17 protein-coding genes and 1 riboswitch are annotated in these 19,513 nt (G+C 45.1%); all 17 genes read left to right on the forward strand.

The features are described from left to right. The first annotated feature begins 103 nt into the window (after window positions 1-103). The 17 genes from ACTNB3_RS16310 to ACTNB3_RS16390 all read left to right on the forward strand — a co-directional run bounded on the left by ACTNB3_RS16310 (window position 104) and on the right by ACTNB3_RS16390 (window position 19,383). Window positions 104-946 (forward strand): FAD-binding oxidoreductase, encoded by an 843-nt coding sequence (locus ACTNB3_RS16310; protein WP_441026910.1) that lies wholly within the window; start codon window positions 104-106, stop codon window positions 944-946. A gap of 20 nt (window positions 947-966) precedes the next feature. Next, a complete protein-coding gene (locus ACTNB3_RS16315; protein WP_441026912.1) occupies window positions 967-1,119 on the forward strand; it encodes a hypothetical protein in 153 nt (50 codons plus the stop codon). Next, window positions 1,112-1,891, forward strand: a complete 780-nt coding sequence (locus ACTNB3_RS16320) for an FGGY-family carbohydrate kinase (RefSeq protein ID WP_441026914.1) — start codon at window positions 1,112-1,114, stop codon at window positions 1,889-1,891. Before ACTNB3_RS16315 ends, ACTNB3_RS16320 begins: the two co-directional genes overlap by 8 nt. Window positions 1,892-2,017: 126 nt before the next feature. Beyond that, window positions 2,018-2,183: riboswitch (Lysine riboswitch) on the forward strand. A gap of 213 nt (window positions 2,184-2,396) precedes the next feature. After that, on the forward strand, window positions 2,397-3,905 hold the full coding sequence (locus tag ACTNB3_RS16325) for a Na+/H+ antiporter NhaC family protein (RefSeq protein WP_427805673.1): 1,509 nt from the start codon (window positions 2,397-2,399) through the stop codon (window positions 3,903-3,905). Window positions 3,906-4,284: 379 nt separating this feature from the next. Next, window positions 4,285-7,209 (forward strand): insulinase family protein, encoded by a 2,925-nt coding sequence (locus ACTNB3_RS16330; RefSeq protein WP_441026916.1) that lies wholly within the window; start codon window positions 4,285-4,287, stop codon window positions 7,207-7,209. Between the two features lie 40 nt (window positions 7,210-7,249). Further along, window positions 7,250-8,149 carry a GTPase Era gene (gene era, locus ACTNB3_RS16335; RefSeq protein WP_441026918.1) on the forward strand — a complete coding sequence of 300 codons (900 nt, stop codon included), beginning with the start codon at window positions 7,250-7,252 and terminating at the stop codon, window positions 8,147-8,149. 69 nt (window positions 8,150-8,218) lie between these two features. Then, window positions 8,219-8,968: a DNA repair protein RecO gene (recO, locus tag ACTNB3_RS16340; RefSeq protein ID WP_427805405.1), complete on the forward strand. Its 750-nt coding sequence runs from the start codon at window positions 8,219-8,221 to the stop codon at window positions 8,966-8,968. A gap of 136 nt (window positions 8,969-9,104) precedes the next feature. Beyond that, window positions 9,105-9,266 (forward strand): hypothetical protein, encoded by a 162-nt coding sequence (locus tag ACTNB3_RS16345; protein WP_427805406.1) that lies wholly within the window; start codon window positions 9,105-9,107, stop codon window positions 9,264-9,266. Window positions 9,267-9,455: 189 nt separating this feature from the next. Continuing rightward, window positions 9,456-10,847 (forward strand): glycine--tRNA ligase, encoded by a 1,392-nt coding sequence (locus tag ACTNB3_RS16350; protein ID WP_427805408.1) that lies wholly within the window; start codon window positions 9,456-9,458, stop codon window positions 10,845-10,847. Window positions 10,848-11,075: 228 nt separating this feature from the next. Continuing rightward, entirely contained in the window at window positions 11,076-12,227 is a 1,152-nt protein-coding gene (locus ACTNB3_RS16355) for a double-cubane-cluster-containing anaerobic reductase (RefSeq protein ID WP_427805409.1), read from the forward strand. A 164-nt stretch (window positions 12,228-12,391) separates the two neighbouring features. Beyond that, window positions 12,392-13,639 (forward strand): serine hydroxymethyltransferase, encoded by a 1,248-nt coding sequence (glyA, locus tag ACTNB3_RS16360; RefSeq protein WP_441026920.1) that lies wholly within the window; start codon window positions 12,392-12,394, stop codon window positions 13,637-13,639. 124 nt (window positions 13,640-13,763) lie between these two features. After that, entirely contained in the window at window positions 13,764-15,065 is a 1,302-nt protein-coding gene (locus ACTNB3_RS16365) for a bifunctional folylpolyglutamate synthase/dihydrofolate synthase (RefSeq protein ID WP_441026922.1), read from the forward strand. Further along, window positions 15,059-15,616, forward strand: coding sequence for a GTP cyclohydrolase I FolE (gene folE / locus ACTNB3_RS16370; protein WP_427805414.1), 558 nt, complete (start codon window positions 15,059-15,061; stop codon window positions 15,614-15,616). The genes ACTNB3_RS16365 and folE overlap by 7 nt, the downstream gene beginning before the upstream one ends. Window positions 15,617-15,646: 30 nt before the next feature. Next, a complete protein-coding gene (locus ACTNB3_RS16375; RefSeq protein ID WP_441026924.1) occupies window positions 15,647-16,171 on the forward strand; it encodes an HD domain-containing protein in 525 nt (174 codons plus the stop codon). 38 nt (window positions 16,172-16,209) lie between these two features. Then, window positions 16,210-17,019, forward strand: coding sequence for a dihydropteroate synthase (gene folP, locus ACTNB3_RS16380; protein ID WP_427805417.1), 810 nt, complete (start codon window positions 16,210-16,212; stop codon window positions 17,017-17,019). A gap of 62 nt (window positions 17,020-17,081) precedes the next feature. Further along, window positions 17,082-17,906, forward strand: coding sequence for a 2-amino-4-hydroxy-6-hydroxymethyldihydropteridine diphosphokinase (folK, locus tag ACTNB3_RS16385; RefSeq protein WP_427805418.1), 825 nt, complete (start codon window positions 17,082-17,084; stop codon window positions 17,904-17,906). 79 nt (window positions 17,907-17,985) lie between these two features. Further along, window positions 17,986-19,383, forward strand: coding sequence for an aminopeptidase (locus ACTNB3_RS16390; protein ID WP_427805419.1), 1,398 nt, complete (start codon window positions 17,986-17,988; stop codon window positions 19,381-19,383). Window positions 19,384-19,513: the final 130 nt, after the last annotated feature.

Below are 19,513 nucleotides of genomic sequence, written 5' to 3' on the forward strand. Positions count from 1 at the left end.
AGAACCGCGGGGCACGCGGGGATAGCTTATTGATACTTAGCCCTATCGGGTTATTGAGTAAGAAGCCCCTACTTCAAAGCTTTAGGGCTTAAGTAGTGGGAGCATGTCACAGATATTCCGCTGGATGCCGGAAAATAGAAAACGTTTTTCTTTCATCTTTAAGAACTGGAAAGTGGCTCAGGCAGCGGCGAGAGAGATGATGCAGTGTGAAGCCGGTTTTGCCTCTGTTTTCCGGTTATCTGATCCGGAGGAGACGAACCTGATGCTACGTCTCTATAATGTAGACGATACCCCGCTCTGGAACCTTTTGGATGTGAGAGGATATCGGGATATGCAGCGCTGTCTGTTCCTTGGATTTACAGATGGGGAGAAAGGCTATTCCAAAAATGTTGCCAAAAATATCAAACGCATCGCATATAAATATGGTGCGATGAGTCTCACTTCTTTTGTTACAAAAAGCTGGGAGAAGGGACGTTTCAATGATCCGTATTTAAGAGACACGCTGTTGGATTTCGGTATAATCACGGATACACTGGAATGTACCGTCAACTGGTCCAATATGGAGAAAGTACACCGCGAGGTGCGCAAAGTCTGCCATGCACTTCCGAATACGATCGTGACGACGCATATGTCACATTGCTATCCGCAGGGGGCAAATCTGTATTTCATTTTTATCACAAGAATGGATGATGCAGAAGAATTTAAGCGTTATCACAGCACGATTCTGGATGCCATCCAGAAATCCGGAGCTTCCATGAGTCATCATCACGGAATTGGCAAAATGTTTGCGCCATGGCTCGAGGGACAGCTTGGAAGAACGGAATACGGAGTTTTCAGAGCGTTGAAAGAGTATTTTGATAAAGATTATGTTATGAATCCGGGCGGAACGCTGGGACTTGATCTGAAAGAAGAAGAAAAGAGGTTCTTAAGAGACGATATCAAATAAAATGACGGGGGACTAAAGCCATGGAAGAAGAACCGGACATATGGGAAAAGACGGACAAATACCTGCTTCTGAGCGGATATTTGATTTACAAAATGACAGGGCATATGGCGGATGCCGCGGCGAGTCTGGTCGGACAAGGCTTGCGAGATATTGGGGCTTGGCTGTGTGACTAAAGAGAAGGCGGCGGTAGGTCTGGGGACTACTGCAACGATTACCTTTATGATGGATCGTTATCTGGAACCGGAGCGGTTTATTCCACCTTACCCGGCAATCATCCGGGAATGCTATAATCCGGAAATTGAGATTTTTCGTGGATACTGGCTGGTGTCATGGTTTAAGAAAGAGTTTGTGGCAAAAGAGGTGATTCAGGCAAAGAGACTGGGTATTTCTCCGGAGGAACTTCTTAATCAGAGTCTCAAAAACGTTCCGGAAGGTTGTGAGGGACTTCTGTTCCAACCATATTTTACGCCGAATATCACGATGCCGACTGCAAGAGGAGCAATCATAGGATTTTCGGATGCTCATACCAGGATCCATCTGTATCGCGCGATTATTGAAGGAATTAATTTCGCATTGATCGACGGAATGAAAGTGATGGAGCAGAGAGCCGGTCATAAATTTCAGGCAATCTATCTCGGAGGAGGAGGATCGCAGAGTGATGAGATCTGTCAGATCACGGCCCACATGTTTGGACTGCCTGTTGTGAGGACACAGACATATGAGGCTACCGGAATCGGCTGTGCACTTGCCGCATTCGTGGGAATCGGGGTGTTTGAGAGCTATGAAGATGGGGTAAAAGCAATGGTCCATGAAAAGGATAGGTTTGAGCCGGATGAGAAAATTCATCAGGTTTATGATGAGTTGTATACAGATGTATACAAGGAGATCTATGGGAAGCTGTCACCTCTTTATAAGCGGCTTCATGAGATTTATCATAGGGAATAGAAACGATGAAAAGCATCAAAGAATTTATATGGTTTTTCGAAACTAAATCAGGAAAAGTCTGTTAATAGCGGGAAATACATTGACAAGACTCCATAAAAATGTTACAAGTATAACTATATGAATAAAGAGCTGGATAGAGGCGCGGAATTCATGAGTAGCAGAGATCATATAGCCGGGAAGGCGATCGCTGTGAAAGGGGAGTCCGCCGAAGAGACTGATTTCCCAAAGTCGGTTTCTGGGACGGTACAGAATATGTATCGGACTGTCACGTATGTGGAGCGCTATCAAGGATATGGACCGAATGATGAATTTACAGAAGAATTATGCCATGAATGCGCCTTACGGGAAAGCGTTATTCATGGTATTTTTTATGGAAAAGAGAGGATGAAAAATGAGAGAAAAATTGAAAAAAATGCTTTACGCGTTTGCAGCACTTATCGTTTCGGTAAGCTGTTGCCCGCTGGTGGCACTTGCGGCCGAAGAGGCAGAGGAATATGTGCCGTCAATGTACGCGAGCTTCTGGGCACTGGTTCCGCCGATCGTTGCGATTGCACTTGCACTGATCACAAAGGAAGTGTACAGTTCCCTGTTTATTGGAATTCTGGTAGGAGGTCTTTTCTATTCAGGATTCGGATTTGAAGGAACGATCACACACATTTTCCAGGACGGAATTATCGGAGTATTATCAGACAGCTACAATGTGGGTATTCTGGTGTTCCTTGTAATCCTGGGAACAATGGTCTGCCTGATGAACAAAGCGGGTGGTTCTGCGGCTTTCGGAAGATGGGCAAGTTCCCATATCAAGAGCAGAGCAGGCGCTCAGCTTGCGACCATTCTTCTGGGTGTGTTGATTTTCATTGATGACTATTTTAACTGTCTGACAGTCGGAAGTGTAATGCGTCCGGTTACAGACAAACAGAATGTATCCCGTGCAAAGCTTGCATATCTGATTGACGCTACGGCTGCACCGGTCTGCATTATTGCACCGATTTCTTCCTGGGCTGCTGCAGTGACTGGTTTTGTTGAAGGTGAAGACGGATTTTCCATTTTCATTCGTGCAATCCCTTATAATTTCTATGCATTGCTTACAATCGTAATGATGGTGGGAATGGTTCTGATGAAAGTAGAATATGGACCAATGAAAGTTCATGAAACAAATGCAAAAAAAGGTGATCTTTATACAACTCCGGATCGTCCGTATGCAAATGCGGAGGAGGATATGACCGATAACGGTAAGGGCAAGGTGATCGATCTGCTGATTCCAATCCTTTCCCTGATCATCTGTTGCGTGATCGGAATGATCTATACAGGCGGTTTCTTTGACGGGGTCGGCTTTGTAGAAGCATTCTCCAACAGTGATGCTTCTGTTGGCCTGGTATTGGGAAGCTTCTTCGGATTTATCATCACAATCATTCTGTATGTGGTAAGAAAAGTGTTGAGCTTCAGCGACTGTATGTCCTGCATCCCGGACGGATTTAAGGCAATGGTTCCTGCAATCCTGATCCTGACCTTTGCATGGACCCTGAAGGCGATGACAGACAGTCTTGGCGCGAAAGAGTTTGTAGCTGGTATGATGGAAACCAGTGCACAGGGACTTATGAATCTGCTTCCGGCAATCATTTTCCTGGTAGCATGTTTCCTCGCATTTGCGACCGGAACATCATGGGGTACTTTCGGTATCCTTATCCCGATCGTTGTTGCAGTATTTGAAGGAAGAAATGAAACGATGATGATCATTTCTATTTCTGCATGTATGGCAGGGGCAGTGTGTGGTGACCACTGCTCACCGATTTCCGATACAACGATCATGGCTTCCGCAGGAGCCCAGAGTAACCATATCAATCATGTAAATACGCAGCTTCCGTATGCAATCACCTGTGCGGCCGTATCCTTCGTAACTTACATCGTAGCAGGTTTTGTACAGAGCGCATGGATCGCCCTTCCAATCGGAATCGTTCTGATGCTTGGAACCTTGTTTGTAATTAGTAAACTGAATCCGGCTGAAGAGGCATAAAATAGGAAAACCGTTGCATTATGAGGAAAGTGCAGCGGTTTTTTTTTGCTGTTATGCATATGAGAAAATGGTACACAGGGAGCAGTGATATGTTACGGTTTATTGGAATGGAATTGTAGAATAACCCGTAAAGACAATATCTTGGCACTGCCCCAAACCAGAAATTCTGGAATGAAAACACTCCGTTCAGTCGCAAGAATGAAATGTTACAAAGGAAGGGAGGAACAAATTCCGAACCCTTGTACATTTTGAACGGGTGTGATAAACTGTTTCATATGCACAGTATGAAGTATCGTTTTTTATAATGCAAATAACAACATATATCATTATGATAAGAAAGAATATAACATTACAAGATAGAATTGGGAGGAACAGAAACATGGATTTGACAAAACTGGCTGCATATGAGGTGATTGAGCAGCGCAAACTGGATGATCTGAAATCAGAAGGTGCACTTTTGAAGCATAAAAAGAGCGGGGCAAGAGTGCTGTTGATTTCCAATGATGATGATAACAAAGTCTTTAACATTGCATTCCGCACACCGACGAAGAACAGTACCGGTGTGCCGCATATCATGGAGCATACGGTACTCTGCGGATCGGAGAAATTCCCGGCTAAGGATCCGTTTGTGGAACTGGTCAAAGGATCTCTGAACACCTTTTTGAATGCCATGACGTATCCGGATAAGACGGTGTATCCGATCGCAAGCTGTAATGATAAGGATTTTCAGAATCTGATGGATGTCTATATGGATGCCGTGCTTCATCCTAATATTTATAAGCATGAAGAAATCTTCCGCCAGGAGGGATGGAGCTACCAGCTGGAGGACAAGGACGGGGAATTGTCTTATAACGGCGTGGTATACAATGAAATGAAGGGCGCATTTTCTTCTCCGGACGGTGTGCTGGATCGGGTGATTCTGAATTCGCTTTTCCCGGATACGACTTATGCAAATGAGTCCGGCGGGGATCCGGATGAGATCCCGAATCTGACTTATGAAGAATATCTGGATTTCCACAGGACTTACTATCATCCGTCAAACAGTTACATTTATCTGTATGGCGATATGGATATGGCTGAAAAGCTGGAATGGCTGGATCGGGAATACCTCTGTAAATATGATAAGATCGAGGTGGATTCTGAGATTCATCTCCAGAAGCCATTTGATGCGGTACGTGACCTTTCCATGAAATATTCGGTTTCCAGTAATGAACCTTTGGAAGATAATACCTATCTTTCTTATAATAAAGTAGTCGGAACGAGTTTGGACAGAGAGCTTTACCTTGCGTTTCAGATTCTGGATTATGCACTCCTCTCTGCGCCGGGGGCACCACTTAAGAAGGCGCTTATGGATGCCGGAATCGGAAAGGATATTACCGGTTCTTATGATAACAGTATTTACCAACCGATTTTCTCTGTGGTCGCAAAAAATGCAAATGAAGATCAGAAAGACGAATTTGTCCGTATCATTGAAAGTACATTAAAGAAGATCGTGGAAGAGGGCATGGATCCCAAGGCACTTGAGGCGGGAATCAATTATCATGAATTCCGTTACAGAGAAGCAGATTTCGGAGGATATCCGAAGGGACTCATGTATGGGCTTCAGATTTTTGACAGCTGGCTTTACGATGAGACAAAACCGTTCATCCATGTGGAGGCATTGGATACATTTGCGTTTATGAAAAAACAGGTGAAGAACGGATATTTTGAAGAATTGATCCAGAAATATCTGCTGGATAATCCGCATGGCTCTATTGTGACCGTACTGCCGGAACAGGGACGCACTGCGCGCCTGGATGCAGAACTTCACGATAAACTGCAGGCATATAAGGCCTCCTTAAGCGATGCGGAAATCGAGAAACTGGTAGAGGATACCAGACGGCTTCTGGAGTATCAGGAGGAGCCGTCCAGTCAGGAAGAACTGGAGAAGATCCCGATGTTGGAAAGAGAAGATATCTCAAGGGAAATCGCTCCGGTTTACAATGAGGAGATGACTCTGGCGGGAGTTCCGGTGGTATTCCATGAGATTGAGACGAACGGAATCGGATATCTGGATCTGATGTTCGATCTGTCAGAAGTTCCGGCGGAACAGCTTCCGTATGTCGGTGTGTTGCAGGCAGTGCTCGGAATCATCGATACGGAGCATTATGATTACGGTGAATTGTTTAATGAAATCAATGTCAATACCGGAGGAATCGGGACCTCTCTCGAATTATATCCGGATGTGACAAAGGTAACAGAAAAAGAATTTAAAGCGACATTTGAGATTAAGACCAAGGCGCTGTATGAGAAGATTCCATTTGCACTTGAGATGATGCAGGAGATCCTCATTTGTTCGAAACTGGATGATGAGAAACGTTTGAAGGAGATCCTGTCCATGAATAAATCACGGATGCAGGCACGTTTCCTGTCTTCAGGACACTCTGCGTCTGCGCTGCGGGCGATGTCTTATCGTTCTCCAATCTCCAGATTCAAGGATATGACAAGCGGTATTGAGTACTACCAGAATGTCAGCCGAATGGAAGAACATTTTGAAAAAGAGAAAGAAGAACTGATAACGATACTGCAGTCTTTGGTAAAAACCCTATTCTGCAGAGGAAATATGATGGTAAGTTACACAGCATCTAGAGAAGGTCTTGCCGGACTGGAGAATGAACTCGAGAAGCTGAACATGGCATTGTTTGATGAGCAGGAAGCAAAGCCGGCATGCGTGATCCGGTGCGAGCAGAAAAATGAAGGCTTCAAGACCTCATCTAAAGTACAGTTTGCCGCAAAAGCCGGAAACTTTATCGATGCGGGCGAATCCTATACCGGAGCGCTTCAGATTCTGAAGGTGATTATGAGCTATGAATATCTCTGGGTTAACATCCGCGTGAAGGGCGGAGCTTACGGATGCATGAGTAATTTCAACCGGATTGGTGAGGGATATTTTGTGTCTTATCGTGATCCGAACCTGAAAAAGACGCTGGAAGTCTATGACGGTGTTCCGGAGTATCTGGAGAATTTCACCGTAAGTGAGCGTGACATGACCAAATATATCATCGGGACCATCAGCAATATTGATCAGCCGATGACACCGGCAGCAAAAGGAGATCGCTCCATGAATCTGTATATGAATCATGTGAGTGAAGAGATGATTCGTACAGAACGGCAGCAGATCCTTGAGGCTACGCAGGAGGATATTCGCGCTCTGGCTCCTGTGGCGAAGGCAGTACTTGCCGGAAATCAGATCTGTGTGATCGGAAATGAAGCGAAGATCGAAGAAGAAAAAGATGTCTTTATGGAAGTAAAGGATTTATTCTAGAAAGAAAGGCTGCAATGGGCAGCGAGTAGAAGGAGGATACATGAGAGCAGATTATAAATCGGGATTTGTGACACTCATCGGAAGACCGAACGTGGGAAAATCAACGTTGATGAATTATCTGATCGGGCAGAAGATTGCGATCACATCCAACAAACCGCAGACGACAAGAAACCGGATCCAGACGGTTCTGACAACGGAGAAAGGGCAGATCGTTTTTGTGGATACGCCCGGAATTCATAAAGCCAAGAATAAGCTTGGTGAATATATGGTAAATGTTGCGGAACGTACCCTGAATGAAGTGGATGTGGTGCTCTGGCTGGTCGAGCCCACGACCTTTATCGGAGCCGGCGAGCAGCATATCGTACAGCAGCTGAAAAAGGTGAATACACCGGTCGTTCTGGTGATCAATAAAGTGGATTCTGTGAAAAAAGAAGATGTGCTTCCGTGTATTGCGAAATACAGTGAGATCTTTGATTTTGCGGATATCGTTCCGGTTTCCGCAAGGACAGGAGATAATACCGAAGAACTGCTGAAGGTAATTATGAAATATCTTCCGTATGGCCCGCAGTTTTACGATGAGGATACCGTCACGGATCAGCCGGAGCGGCAGATTGTTGCAGAGATCATCCGGGAGAAGGCATTGCACTGTCTGAACGAAGAGATCCCGCACGGGATTGCAGTTTCGATCGAGAAAATGAAGGCGCGCAAGAAAGTGATGGATATTGAGGCTACGATCATCTGTGAGCGGGACTCCCACAAGGGAATCATTATCGGAAAACAGGGAGCCATGCTTAAGAAAATTGGCAGCACTGCGCGATTTGAGATTGAGAAAATGCTGGACATGAAGGTAAATCTTCAATTGTGGGTCAAAGTGAAGAAGGATTGGCGGGATAGTGATTTTCTGATTAAGAACTTTGGCTACCGGGAAGATGAAGAATAATCGACTTTAAATGAAACGAAAGAGAACAAGGCAGACCTGAAAATATGCAGGAAGCAGGAGGCAGGAAAGATGAGTCAGATCGTCACTTTGACGGGGATGGTACTTTCGGCATCGCCGGTCGGGGAATACGACAGACGGGTCGTGATCCTGACAAAGGAGAGAGGAAAAATATCTGCATTTGCCAAGGGGGCCAGACGTCCGCAGAGCCATTTGGCGGGGGTCACGGCTCCCTGTTCTTTTGGTGTCTTTTCGATGTTCGAAGGGCGGACTTCGTATACGATCCAGTCTGCGGATATTTCCAACTATTTCGCGGAGCTGAGGACGGATGTGGAAGCGGCATATTATGCGTTTTATTTTCTGGAATTTGCAGACTATTATACCAGAGAATCGAATGACGAACGAGAAATGCTGAAGCTGCTTTACCAAAGCATGCGGGCACTTACAAAGAGACTGATTCCGCTGCGTCTGGTCCGGTATATCTTTGAACTGAAAGCGGTGAGCATCAACGGAGAAGGACCGCAGGTATTCCAGTGTGTATCCTGTGGAAGTACAGAGAAAAGCCTGTTATTCAGTGCAAAAAAAGGTGGCATTGTCTGCAGTGCATGCAGCCGGAGCGTGTATGACATAATAAAACTGAACAGTTCGACACTTTATGCCATGCAGTACGTAGAGACATCTTCGATTGAAAAACTGTTTGCGTTTACTTTGAGTGATGAGGTTTTGGACGAGTTCGGAAAAGTAATGGAGCGGTATCTGGATGTATATGTGGAGAAGCGTTTTAAATCACTGGAGATTCTGGAACAGATTGCGGGAATCTAAACGAATTTGTCAAGGGTTTTGGCTGTAAAAAAAGTTGCCAGATATTATAAAGTATATCCCATAAGTCATTGGACAACCTAATAATGAGCAGCGTTTATGGACGCTGTGAAACAGAAGAACAGGTGAGGTGACCGGGATGAAAGAGTGCTTTTGGGAAAAATTTACGCAGACGGGGCGGGTGGAAGATTATCTCAGTTATAAAGGTATGGAAATCTGTCAGGATGTTATTGAAAAACATAAAGAAAATCGGGATGAGACCAGAGAAAAAACTCCGGACATGGAACGGATACAGGGGTAAAATGACTGAATTTTCTTAAAATAATAGCTAATTATGTATTTTTTTGGACGCAATATGTTAAAAAAATGGCAGGAATGCTTGCAAAATATGGATTCTCTCTGTATAATAGGATAATCACACAAAGATAAGTGTATTTTTGGTAGAAACAATTGTCTTTGTAAAAAAGAAGAGAATGCGAGGATTGGTATTATGGTAGAAAAGACAATGGACAAAATTGTAGCTTTAGCAAAGTCAAGAGGTTTTGTGTATCCTGGGTCTGAAATCTACGGTGGGCTTGCCAACACATGGGATTATGGTAACCTCGGGGTGGAATTAAAGAATAATGTTAAGAAAGCATGGTGGAAAAAGTTTGTACAGGAGAATCCATACAACGTTGGTGTAGACTGTGCAATTCTGATGAACCCGCAGACATGGGTGGCATCCGGACATCTGGGCGGATTCAGTGACCCGCTGATGGATTGTAAAGAATGTCATGAACGTTTCCGTGCAGATAAATTGATTGAAGATTACGCCAAGGAAAATGGAATTGATCTTCCGGATAGTATTGACGGATGGTCACATGAACAGATGGAAACATTTGTGAGAGAACATGAGATCCCGTGTCCGACTTGCGGAAAGCATAATTTCACAGAGATCCGCGAATTCAACCTGATGTTTAAGACATTCCAGGGTGTAACAGAAGATGCAAAGAACGTTGTTTATCTGCGCCCGGAAACGGCTCAGGGTATCTTTGTAAACTTCAAGAATGTACAGCGTACTTCAAGAAAGAAACTTCCGTTTGGTATCTGCCAGATCGGTAAATCGTTCCGTAACGAGATCACACCGGGTAACTTCACATTCCGTACCCGTGAGTTCGAGCAGATGGAGCTTGAGTTCTTCTGCAAACCGGATACCGATCTTGAGTGGTTCGCATACTGGAAGAAATATTGTCTGGACTGGCTCTATACACTTGGCTTAAAAGAAGACGAAGTCCGTTACAGAGATCATGACAAAGAAGAGCTTTCTTTCTACAGCAAAGCTACTACAGACGTAGAATTCCTCTTCCCGTTCGGATGGGGTGAGCTGTGGGGAATCGCAGACAGAACCGATTATGACCTGACTCAGCATCAGAATGTATCCGGACAGGATATGACCTATTTTGATGATGAGACAAATGAAAAATACATTCCATACGTTATTGAGCCGTCACTCGGTGCAGACCGTATGGTACTTGCTTTCCTTTGCGGCGCGTATGATGAAGAAGATCTGGAAGACGGTACAAAACGTACAGTTCTTCATTTCCATCCGGCTCTTGCTCCGGTTAAGATCGGTGTACTTCCGCTTTCAAAGAAATTGAATGAAGGCGCGGAAAAGGTTTACACAGAGCTGAGCAAATACTACAACTGTGAATTTGATGACAGAGGAAATATCGGAAAGAGATACCGTCGTCAGGATGAAATCGGAACACCGTTCTGTGTTACTTATGATTTTGAGTCAGAAGAAGATGGAGCAGTTACGGTTCGTGACCGCGATACTATGCAGCAGGAAAGAGTAAAGATCGAAGATCTGAAAGCTTATTTTGAAAAGAAATTTGAATGGTAATATAGGAATGGAAAGAGTCTGGGATACCGGGCTCTTTCATTTTGCGTAAATAAGTATTTGGTGAGGTTGTTTTATGGTATAGATATACTCTATAAATGACAAGATTTATCAGAATTTTAAATTTGTATGTGCGGATCGGGAAATTTATAATGAAAGATAGGATGAAATGCGGAGAAATCCGCAGGCATCTGGGAAAAATCTCATGATTTATTTATGGAGGAAAAGAAAATGGAAATTATCAAAGAATTACCAGAGGTTTTTGAAGAGTTTGCGGAGCAGCGCAAAAAGTCATTTTTGGCAATGAAGGAGATAAAAGATCAGAATATTCCGGTTGTAGGTTCCTATTGTACCTATTTCCCGCAGGAGATCGCCATGGCGATGGGCGCGGTTACGGTCGGACTTTGCTCGATGACAGATGAGACGATCCCGATCGCAGAACGGGATCTGCCGAGAAACTTATGCCCGCTTATCAAAGCAAGTTACGGTTTTGCTGTAAGCGATAAATGTCCGTTCTTCTATTTCTCTGATGTGGTTGTAGGGGAAACGACCTGTGACGGTAAGAAAAAAATGTATGAATATATGTCTGAATTTAAAGAAATGTTCATCATGGAGCTTCCAAATACGCAGAAAGAAGAGAGCCTGAAGCTTTGGAAGAAAGAAATCATCCGGTTTAAGGAGTATCTGGAAGAAAAGTTTGAAGTGGAGATCACGGAGGAGCAGATCCGAGAGGCCATCCGTATTCAGAATGAGGGAAGAAGAGCGCTCAAGAGACTGTATGAGGTGATGAAAAATGATCCGACTCCGATCAGCGGAGAAAATCTGTTCAATGTTCTCTATGGAAGTACATTCAAATTTGACAGAAAGAAGCTTCCGGAGGAGGTCAATGCGCTGACGGACAAGATCTTGAAAGAGTATGCAGAGGGCAAGATGGAGCCGAAGAAGAAGAGAATTCTGGTTACGGGATGTCCGATCGGCGGTGCAACGGTCAAAGTCGTAAAATCAATTGAGAGTAACGGCGGTGTGGTTGTTGCATTTGAAAACTGCTCCGGAGCGAAGTCTATTGACAAGCTGGTAGATGAAGACAATCCGGATGTATACGATGCGCTGGCAAGAAGGTATCTGAATATCGGCTGTTCTGTTATGACTCCGAACCCGAATCGTCTGGAGCTTCTGGGAAGACTGATCGATGAGTACAAGGTGGACGGTGTTGTGGAGATGGTTCTCCAGGCATGCCATACTTATAGCGTGGAAACAAGAAAGATCATGAAATTTGTAAATGAAGAAAAGGGTATTCCGTATATTTCCGTGGAGACGGACTATTCCCAGTCTGATCTCGGACAGCTGAATACAAGAATTGCGGCATTTATCGAGATGCTGTAATAAATAAAATAATTATTTAACGCTTGACTTTGCAGGGAGCCGTTTATATACTAGGATTTAACTTGCGAAAAGGTCTTGTGTGAAAAAAAGGAAAAGCAGACAGAAGACTTTGAAGTGAAAGTTTTTTGCCTGCTTTTTGCAGAAAAGAACAGGAGGAGAAGACCATGAATATGATTACAGATGTCATGAACTACATTCGTGAATATGACAAGGAGGTAGGCGAAGCACTCGGGTTGGAGCTGGGACGGCAGAGAAGGAATCTGGAGCTGATCGCATCTGAGAATATCGTAAGCCCGGCTGTTATGTTGGCGATGGGAACGGTACCTACCAATAAATACGCGGAAGGATATCCGGGAAAACGCTATTATGGCGGCTGTGAAGATGTGGATATTCTTGAAAATCTTGCAATCGAGCGTGCAAAAAAGCTTTTCGGCTGTGATCATGTCTGCGTACAGCCACATTCGGGGGCAAGCGCCAATATGGCTGTTTATCAGGCATTTCTCAAGCCAGGAGATACGGTTATGGGGCTGAATCTGGCGCATGGAGGCCATTTGACTCATGGCTCACCGGTCAATATGTCCGGCCTTTTGTATCATTTCGTACCGTATAATGTCAACGACGAGGGATTCCTCGATTATGATGAAATCCGTAGAATTGCCAAAGAGTGTAAGCCGAAAATGATCGTTGCAGGAGCTTCTGCTTATCCGAGAGAGATCCGGTTTGACATCTTTGCTGACATTGCAAAAGAGGTAGGCGCCTATTTATTTGTCGATATGGCACATATTGCAGGGCTTGTTGCAGCAGGACTTCATCAGAGTCCGGTTCCGTATGCGGATGTTGTGACGACGACCACACATAAGACGCTCCGCGGACCGAGAGGCGGAATAATCATGTGCAAAGAAGAATATGCAAAAGCGATTGATAAAGCTATTTTCCCGGGGACACAGGGCGGACCTTTGATGCATATCATTGCAGCGAAGGCTGTCTGCTTCGGAGAGGCATTGAAACCGGAGTTCAAGGAATATCAGCAGCAGGTTGTGAAGAATGCAAAGGTGCTGGCTGAAGGAATGCTGGAAGAAGGCTTCAACCTCGTGAGCGGCGGAACCGATAATCATCTGATGCTGGTCGACCTGCAGAACATGGGTGTGACTGGTAAGGAAATGCAGAAACGTCTGGATGAAGTATATATCACTGTGAATAAGAATGCAGTGCCGAATGATCCGGCAAGTCCGTTTGTCACAAGCGGAATCCGTATCGGAACACCGGCGGTTACAACTCGCGGCCTGAAGGAAGAGGACATGCGTGTGATTGCAAAACTGATTAAGAAGACGGTTACGGATTTTGACAGTAAATTTGATGAAATCCGCAGGGAAGTGACGAAAATCTGTGACAAATATCCACTGTACGAATAGATGGATGTCATGCAGCAGTGCATCGTAGTGGTGCACTGTTGTGATAAAAATCTCTTTTTTATTTCGGCAATGTGTGTTAGAATAGAGGGAACTGTTGAAAAACATCATTGGAAGGAAATAAATAATGTTATACGAAGAAGCAAGGGTATATTTGGATCATGTATCGAAATACGGAAGTGTACTTGGCTTAGATAGTATAAAGAGCTTACTTGGCGAGCTTGGAAATCCGCAAAACGATTTGAAATTTATACATATAGCAGGTACCAATGGGAAGGGGTCTGTTCTCGCCTGCCTTTCCTGTATTTTGCAGGAGGCAGGGCTTTGTGTGGGAAGATATGTGTCACCGACGGTCATGGACTATATGGAACGATTTCAGATCAATGGTCAATGGATGGCGGAAGACGAGCTCGCTCTTTTTGTGTCTGAAGTAAAGCAGGCGGCAGAAAAGGTGGAAGAAAAAACAGGCCTCACAGCTACTGTATTTGAGATTGAGACGGCCATCGCATTTCTGTATTTTCGAAAACATGCTTGTGACTATGTTGTTCTGGAGACCGGAATGGGAGGACTCCTGGACGCAACGAATATTGTGGAGACGACGAAGGTCTGTGTATTTACCTCGATCAGTATGGATCATGTGGGAATTCTGGGAAATACGCTGGAGGAGATTGCGGAAACGAAAGCCGGAATCATAAAACCGGGGGCTGTGGTAGTAACGGCCGGACAAAGGGAAGAAGTTCTTGCGGTTCTCAAAAAGAAATCGGAAGAATGCGGATGCAGGATGTACAAAGCCTTGCCGGAAAAGGCGGTCATACTGGAAGAGGACATTCTGGGACAGAGATTTTCCTACGGAAAGTATGAGAATCTGAGATTGAATCTGGCAGGAAGATATCAGATTGACAATGCTGTAACTGTGCTGGAAACGATAGAAGCATTGAAGGATACCGGGCTGGGGATCAGTGACCAGGCTGTCCGGAAGGGACTGGATCAAGTGTGCTGGCCGGGGCGATTCCAGGCTCTTGATGAGGAACCGCTTGTGATCGTCGACGGAGCACATAATCGGGATGCCGCAGAAAGACTTGCCGAGAATATCAGGTGTTATCTGGCGGGCAGAAGGATTACAGCGGTTATGGGTGTATTTAAGGATAAAGAGGCAAAAGTGATGACTGGGATCATGGCACCTTATCTGGAAAAGGCGTATACGGTGGATCTGCCGAACCGGGAACGAACGCTTGACAAGGAGAAGCTGGCTCAGTACCTGAAAGAAGAGGGGGTTCCGGCTGAGGTGGCTGGAAGTATCCGAGAAGCATTGGCGTTTGCCAGGCAAAATGCAGGGAAAGACGGAGTGGTGCTGGTATTTGGTTCTCTCTCTTATCTGGGAGAGGTAATCCGCATATGTGCGGAAGGAAAGGAAGAAAAGTCATGGTAGATCGCAAGAAAGTGGAACAGGCAGTCAGGCTCCTGTTGGAAGGAATCGGAGAAGATCCGACAAGAGAAGGGTTGGTGGAGACGCCGGATCGTATCGCCAGAATGTACGAAGAAATTTGCGGCGGAATGGATGAGGATGCAGGAGAGCACCTGAAGAAGACATTTACCGTTAGAAATAATGAGATGGTGGTAGAAAAGGATATTACATTTTACTCCATGTGTGAACATCACATGCTTCCGTTTTATGGGAAGGTTCATATTGCATATATTCCGGACGGAAAAGTGGTGGGCTTAAGCAAGCTCGCCAGAACTGTGGAGGTATATGCCAGAAGGCTTCAGCTTCAGGAACAGATGACGGCTCAGATTGCGGATGCACTGATGGAGCATCTGAACCCGAAAGGAGTTATGGTGATGGCAGAAGCGGAACACATGTGCATGACTATGCGCGGTGTGAAAAAGCCTGGAAGTAAGACGGTCAGCGTTGTGACGAGGGGAGCATTTGCAGAGGAAGAAAGACTGCAGAATATGTTCTTTCAGATGATCAGAGAGTAAAGCAGAATGTGCGCGGAGTAATTGATAACAATGGAACAGAGCAGGAAACAGGAAGAAATAATAAAAATGGAGCGGGTGCATCGGATCTGTACGCATCCGCTCTATGTCGAGTGTATGGAAAAGAACAGGCAGGAAGAAATGAATCGGATTTTCTGCGGACATGATATGCAGCATTTTCTGGATGTGGCCAGGTTAGCATATATATTTTCCATGGAAAGAGGATACGGGATTTCAAAGGAATCGATTTATGCTGCTGCTGTACTGCATGATATTGGAAAATGGATGCAGTATGCGCAGAAAATTCCGCATGAGCAGGCAAGCGCGCAGATTGCGGAGCAGATCCTCGAGGATATAGGATTCGAAGAAGACGAGAAAAAGGGCATTTTGCTTGCAATTCTGAGTCACAGAGAGCATTCGAAAGAAAATGGGAGAGGGAACAAGTTGGCAGAAGTATTGTATGATGCAGATAAAACTTCCCGGAATTGTTTTGCGTGCACGGCAAAAGAAGCGTGTGACTGGGGAGAAGAGAAGAAGAATCTTCGGATCATCTGGTGATTTGTGCAAATAAGATTTATGGAAGGAAGATGGAGAAAATGAAAATCGGGAATAGAGAATTTGATGTGAAAAATCACACATATATTATGGGAATTCTAAACGTGACACCGGATTCTTTTTCTGATGGTGGAAAATGGAACAATTATGATGCGGCTATGCGCCACACAGAGGAACTCTTGAAAGGTGGATGCGATATTCTGGATATAGGGGGAGAGTCCACCCGCCCCGGACATCAGCAGATTACTGAGGAAGAGGAAATAGAAAGAGTTACACCTCTTATCGAGGCGGTAAAGAAGAATTTTGATGTGCCGGTGTCAATCGATACCTACAAAAGCAGGGTGGCGGGGGCGGCACTTCAGGCCGGCGCGGATATGGTAAATGATATCTGGGGCTTTTTATATGATGAGGAGATGGCACCTCTGGTGAAAAAATATGATGTCGCCTGCTGTCTGATGCATAACCGCAGTGAGGCGATCTATGAAAATCTGATTGAAGATATGTGTTGTGATCTGCAGAAATGTATCCGTGCGGCAAAAGAGGCAGGCATAGCGGATGACAAGATTATGCTGGATCCGGGGGTAGGATTCGGAAAGACGTATGAAATGAATCTGGATGTTATGAAACATCTGGATCGTTTCAATGAACTGGGCTATCCGATGCTGCTTGGTACGTCCAGAAAATCGATGATCGGGCTTACTTTGGATCTCCCGGTGACAGAACGGGAAGAGGGAACCCTTGTGACGACTGTGATGGCAGTGCAGTGCGGATATGGATTTGTTCGTGTGCATGATGCCGAGAAAAACCGCAGGGCGATCCGGATGACGGAAGCAATTTTGAAGCGACCATAGAACAAACGAGACGAAGGGAGCAGGAAAGAAGAAATACAGGAAAGAGTAGGTGAGAAATGAAAATGGACAAGATTAAGATAAAAGACCTGGAAGTATTTGCCAATCATGGTGTATTTCCTGAAGAAACAGTATTGGGACAGAAATTCCTGGTAAGCTGTGCGATTCATTTAAATACACGAAAAGCAGGAATAACGGACTTGCTTGATGAATCTGTTAATTACGGAACCATTTGTCATTTGATTAAGGATGAGATGGAAAAGAATACATTTAAACTGATCGAATCGGTGGCAGAGCATCTGGCGGAGACTGTCCTTGAATCGGATCCCCGTATACGGCAGGTGGATCTGGAGATTAAGAAGCCCTGGGCTCCGATCGCCCTTCCTCTTGATACGGCATCTGTGGAGATAAGCAGAAAGTGGCATGAGGTATATGTGGCTGTTGGATCCAACATGGGGGATAAGAAACGCTATATCGAATCAGCACTGGATGGACTTGCACATACAAAGGGGTGTCGGCTTCTGAAAGTATCCAAATTGATTGCGACAGAGCCTTATGGAAGAGTAGAGCAGGATGAATTCCTGAATGGTGCGGTGAAGCTGGAGACTCTTTTGACACCGCATGAATTGATGGACAGGCTTCATGAGCTGGAAAAAGAGGCGGGAAGAGAGCGAACGATCCATTGGGGACCCAGAACGCTTGATTTGGATATTCTTCTCTACGACCATGAAATTATTGAGGATGATGACCTTTGTGTGCCGCATGCGGATATGCAGAACCGTACATTCGTGCTGGAACCTATGGTGGAAATCGCACCCCACAAACGTCATCCGGTTTCCGGGAAAACGATGCAGGAAATGCTTTCGGAATTGCTTGCCGATTTGACTTGATTTCTCGCCCGAAGATGCTTATACTGTAAAAGAATAGTCGGACAACCGGCTGATTTCAGAAAGAGAGGTATGGAATAAAATGGAAGAAAAGAATCTGTGGAATTCTTATGGCGAGGAGCAGCTGAAAGAGCTTCATGAGATTAACGAAAAATACAAGGACTGCCTTGATAAAGGAAAGACAGAGCGTGAATGCATCGCTCTGGCGGTAGAGATGGCAAAAGAAGCCGGATACCGCGATGTCAAAGAAGTGATGGCTGAAGGCACACCGCTCAAATCCGGGGATAAGGTTTACGCAGTATGTATGGAAAAGATGATCGCTATGTTCCGTATCGGAGAAGAGCCGATCTCGAACGGTATGAATATTCTGGGGGCCCATATCGATTCACCGCGTATCGACGTAAAGCAGAATCCACTTTATGAGAGTGAAGGACTGGCTTATCTGGATACACATTATTATGGCGGAATTAAGAAATATCAGTGGGTGACAGGACCGATGGCACTTCACGGTGTAGTGGCAAAGACTGACGGTTCTGTTGTAAATATCAGTATCGGTGAGAAAGAGAGCGATCCGGTATTCGTAATCACCGATCTGCTTGTGCATCTTTCCGCACAGCAGATGGAGAAAAAGGCTAATGCAGTGATCGAAGGTGAGAAGCTCGATCTTCTAATCGGAAATCGTCCGATCGAGCAGGCTGAGGATCTGGAAAAAGAAGAAAAAGATACCATCAAAGCGAACGTACTTAAGATTCTGGAAGAGACCTATGGAATTTCAGAAAAAGATTTCGCGTCTGCAGAACTGGAAATCGTTCCGGCAGGAAAAGCAAGAGATCTCGGATTTGACCGCAGCATGATCCTTGCATACGGACAGGATGACAGAGTCTGCGCATTTACCTCCCTGTTTGCAATGCTGGATGTGGAGTCAGCTTCCCGTACAGGATGCTGCCTGCTGGTAGATAAAGAAGAAATCGGAAGTGTTGGCGCAACTGGTATGCATTCCCGTTTCTTCGAAAATGTTGTTGCAGAACTGATCGCTCTGACAGAAGGAGAATCCGAACTGAAGGTACGCCGTGCACTGGCAAATTCCAGAATGCTTTCTTCTGATGTAAGCGCAGCTTATGATCCGATGTTTGCAGACGCATTCGAAAAACGCAGTTCCGCATTCTTCACCAAAGGACTTGCATTCAACAAATTTACCGGAAGCCGCGGAAAGAACGGTTCCAACGACGCAAACGCAGAATACCTTGCAAAGATTCGCAAAGTTATGGACGATGCAGAAGTTACATATCAGTTTGCTGAACTCGGTAAAGTTGATGTGGGCGGCGGCGGAACCATCGCTTACATCATGGCACAGTACGGAATGGAAGTCATCGACAGCGGTGTTGCCGTACTTTCCATGCACGCACCATATGAAGTCAGTAGCAAGGCTGATGTGTACGAGGCAGTAAAAGGCTATAGAGCTTTCCTGAAAAATATGTAGGGACGTTTCTTTTGCCACGGATGCTGGGGTCAAAAGCCCTGGCATCGAACGTCCTTTTTTTGCTTTTTGTTGCTATTTATAAGTTTCTACCGTAGTTTTCGGTATATTTGGTGTCGATTGTAACTATACC

Source organism: Bariatricus sp. HCP28S3_D3, from assembly GCF_052065755.1.
Taxonomy (GTDB): domain Bacteria; phylum Bacillota; class Clostridia; order Lachnospirales; family Lachnospiraceae; genus Allocoprococcus.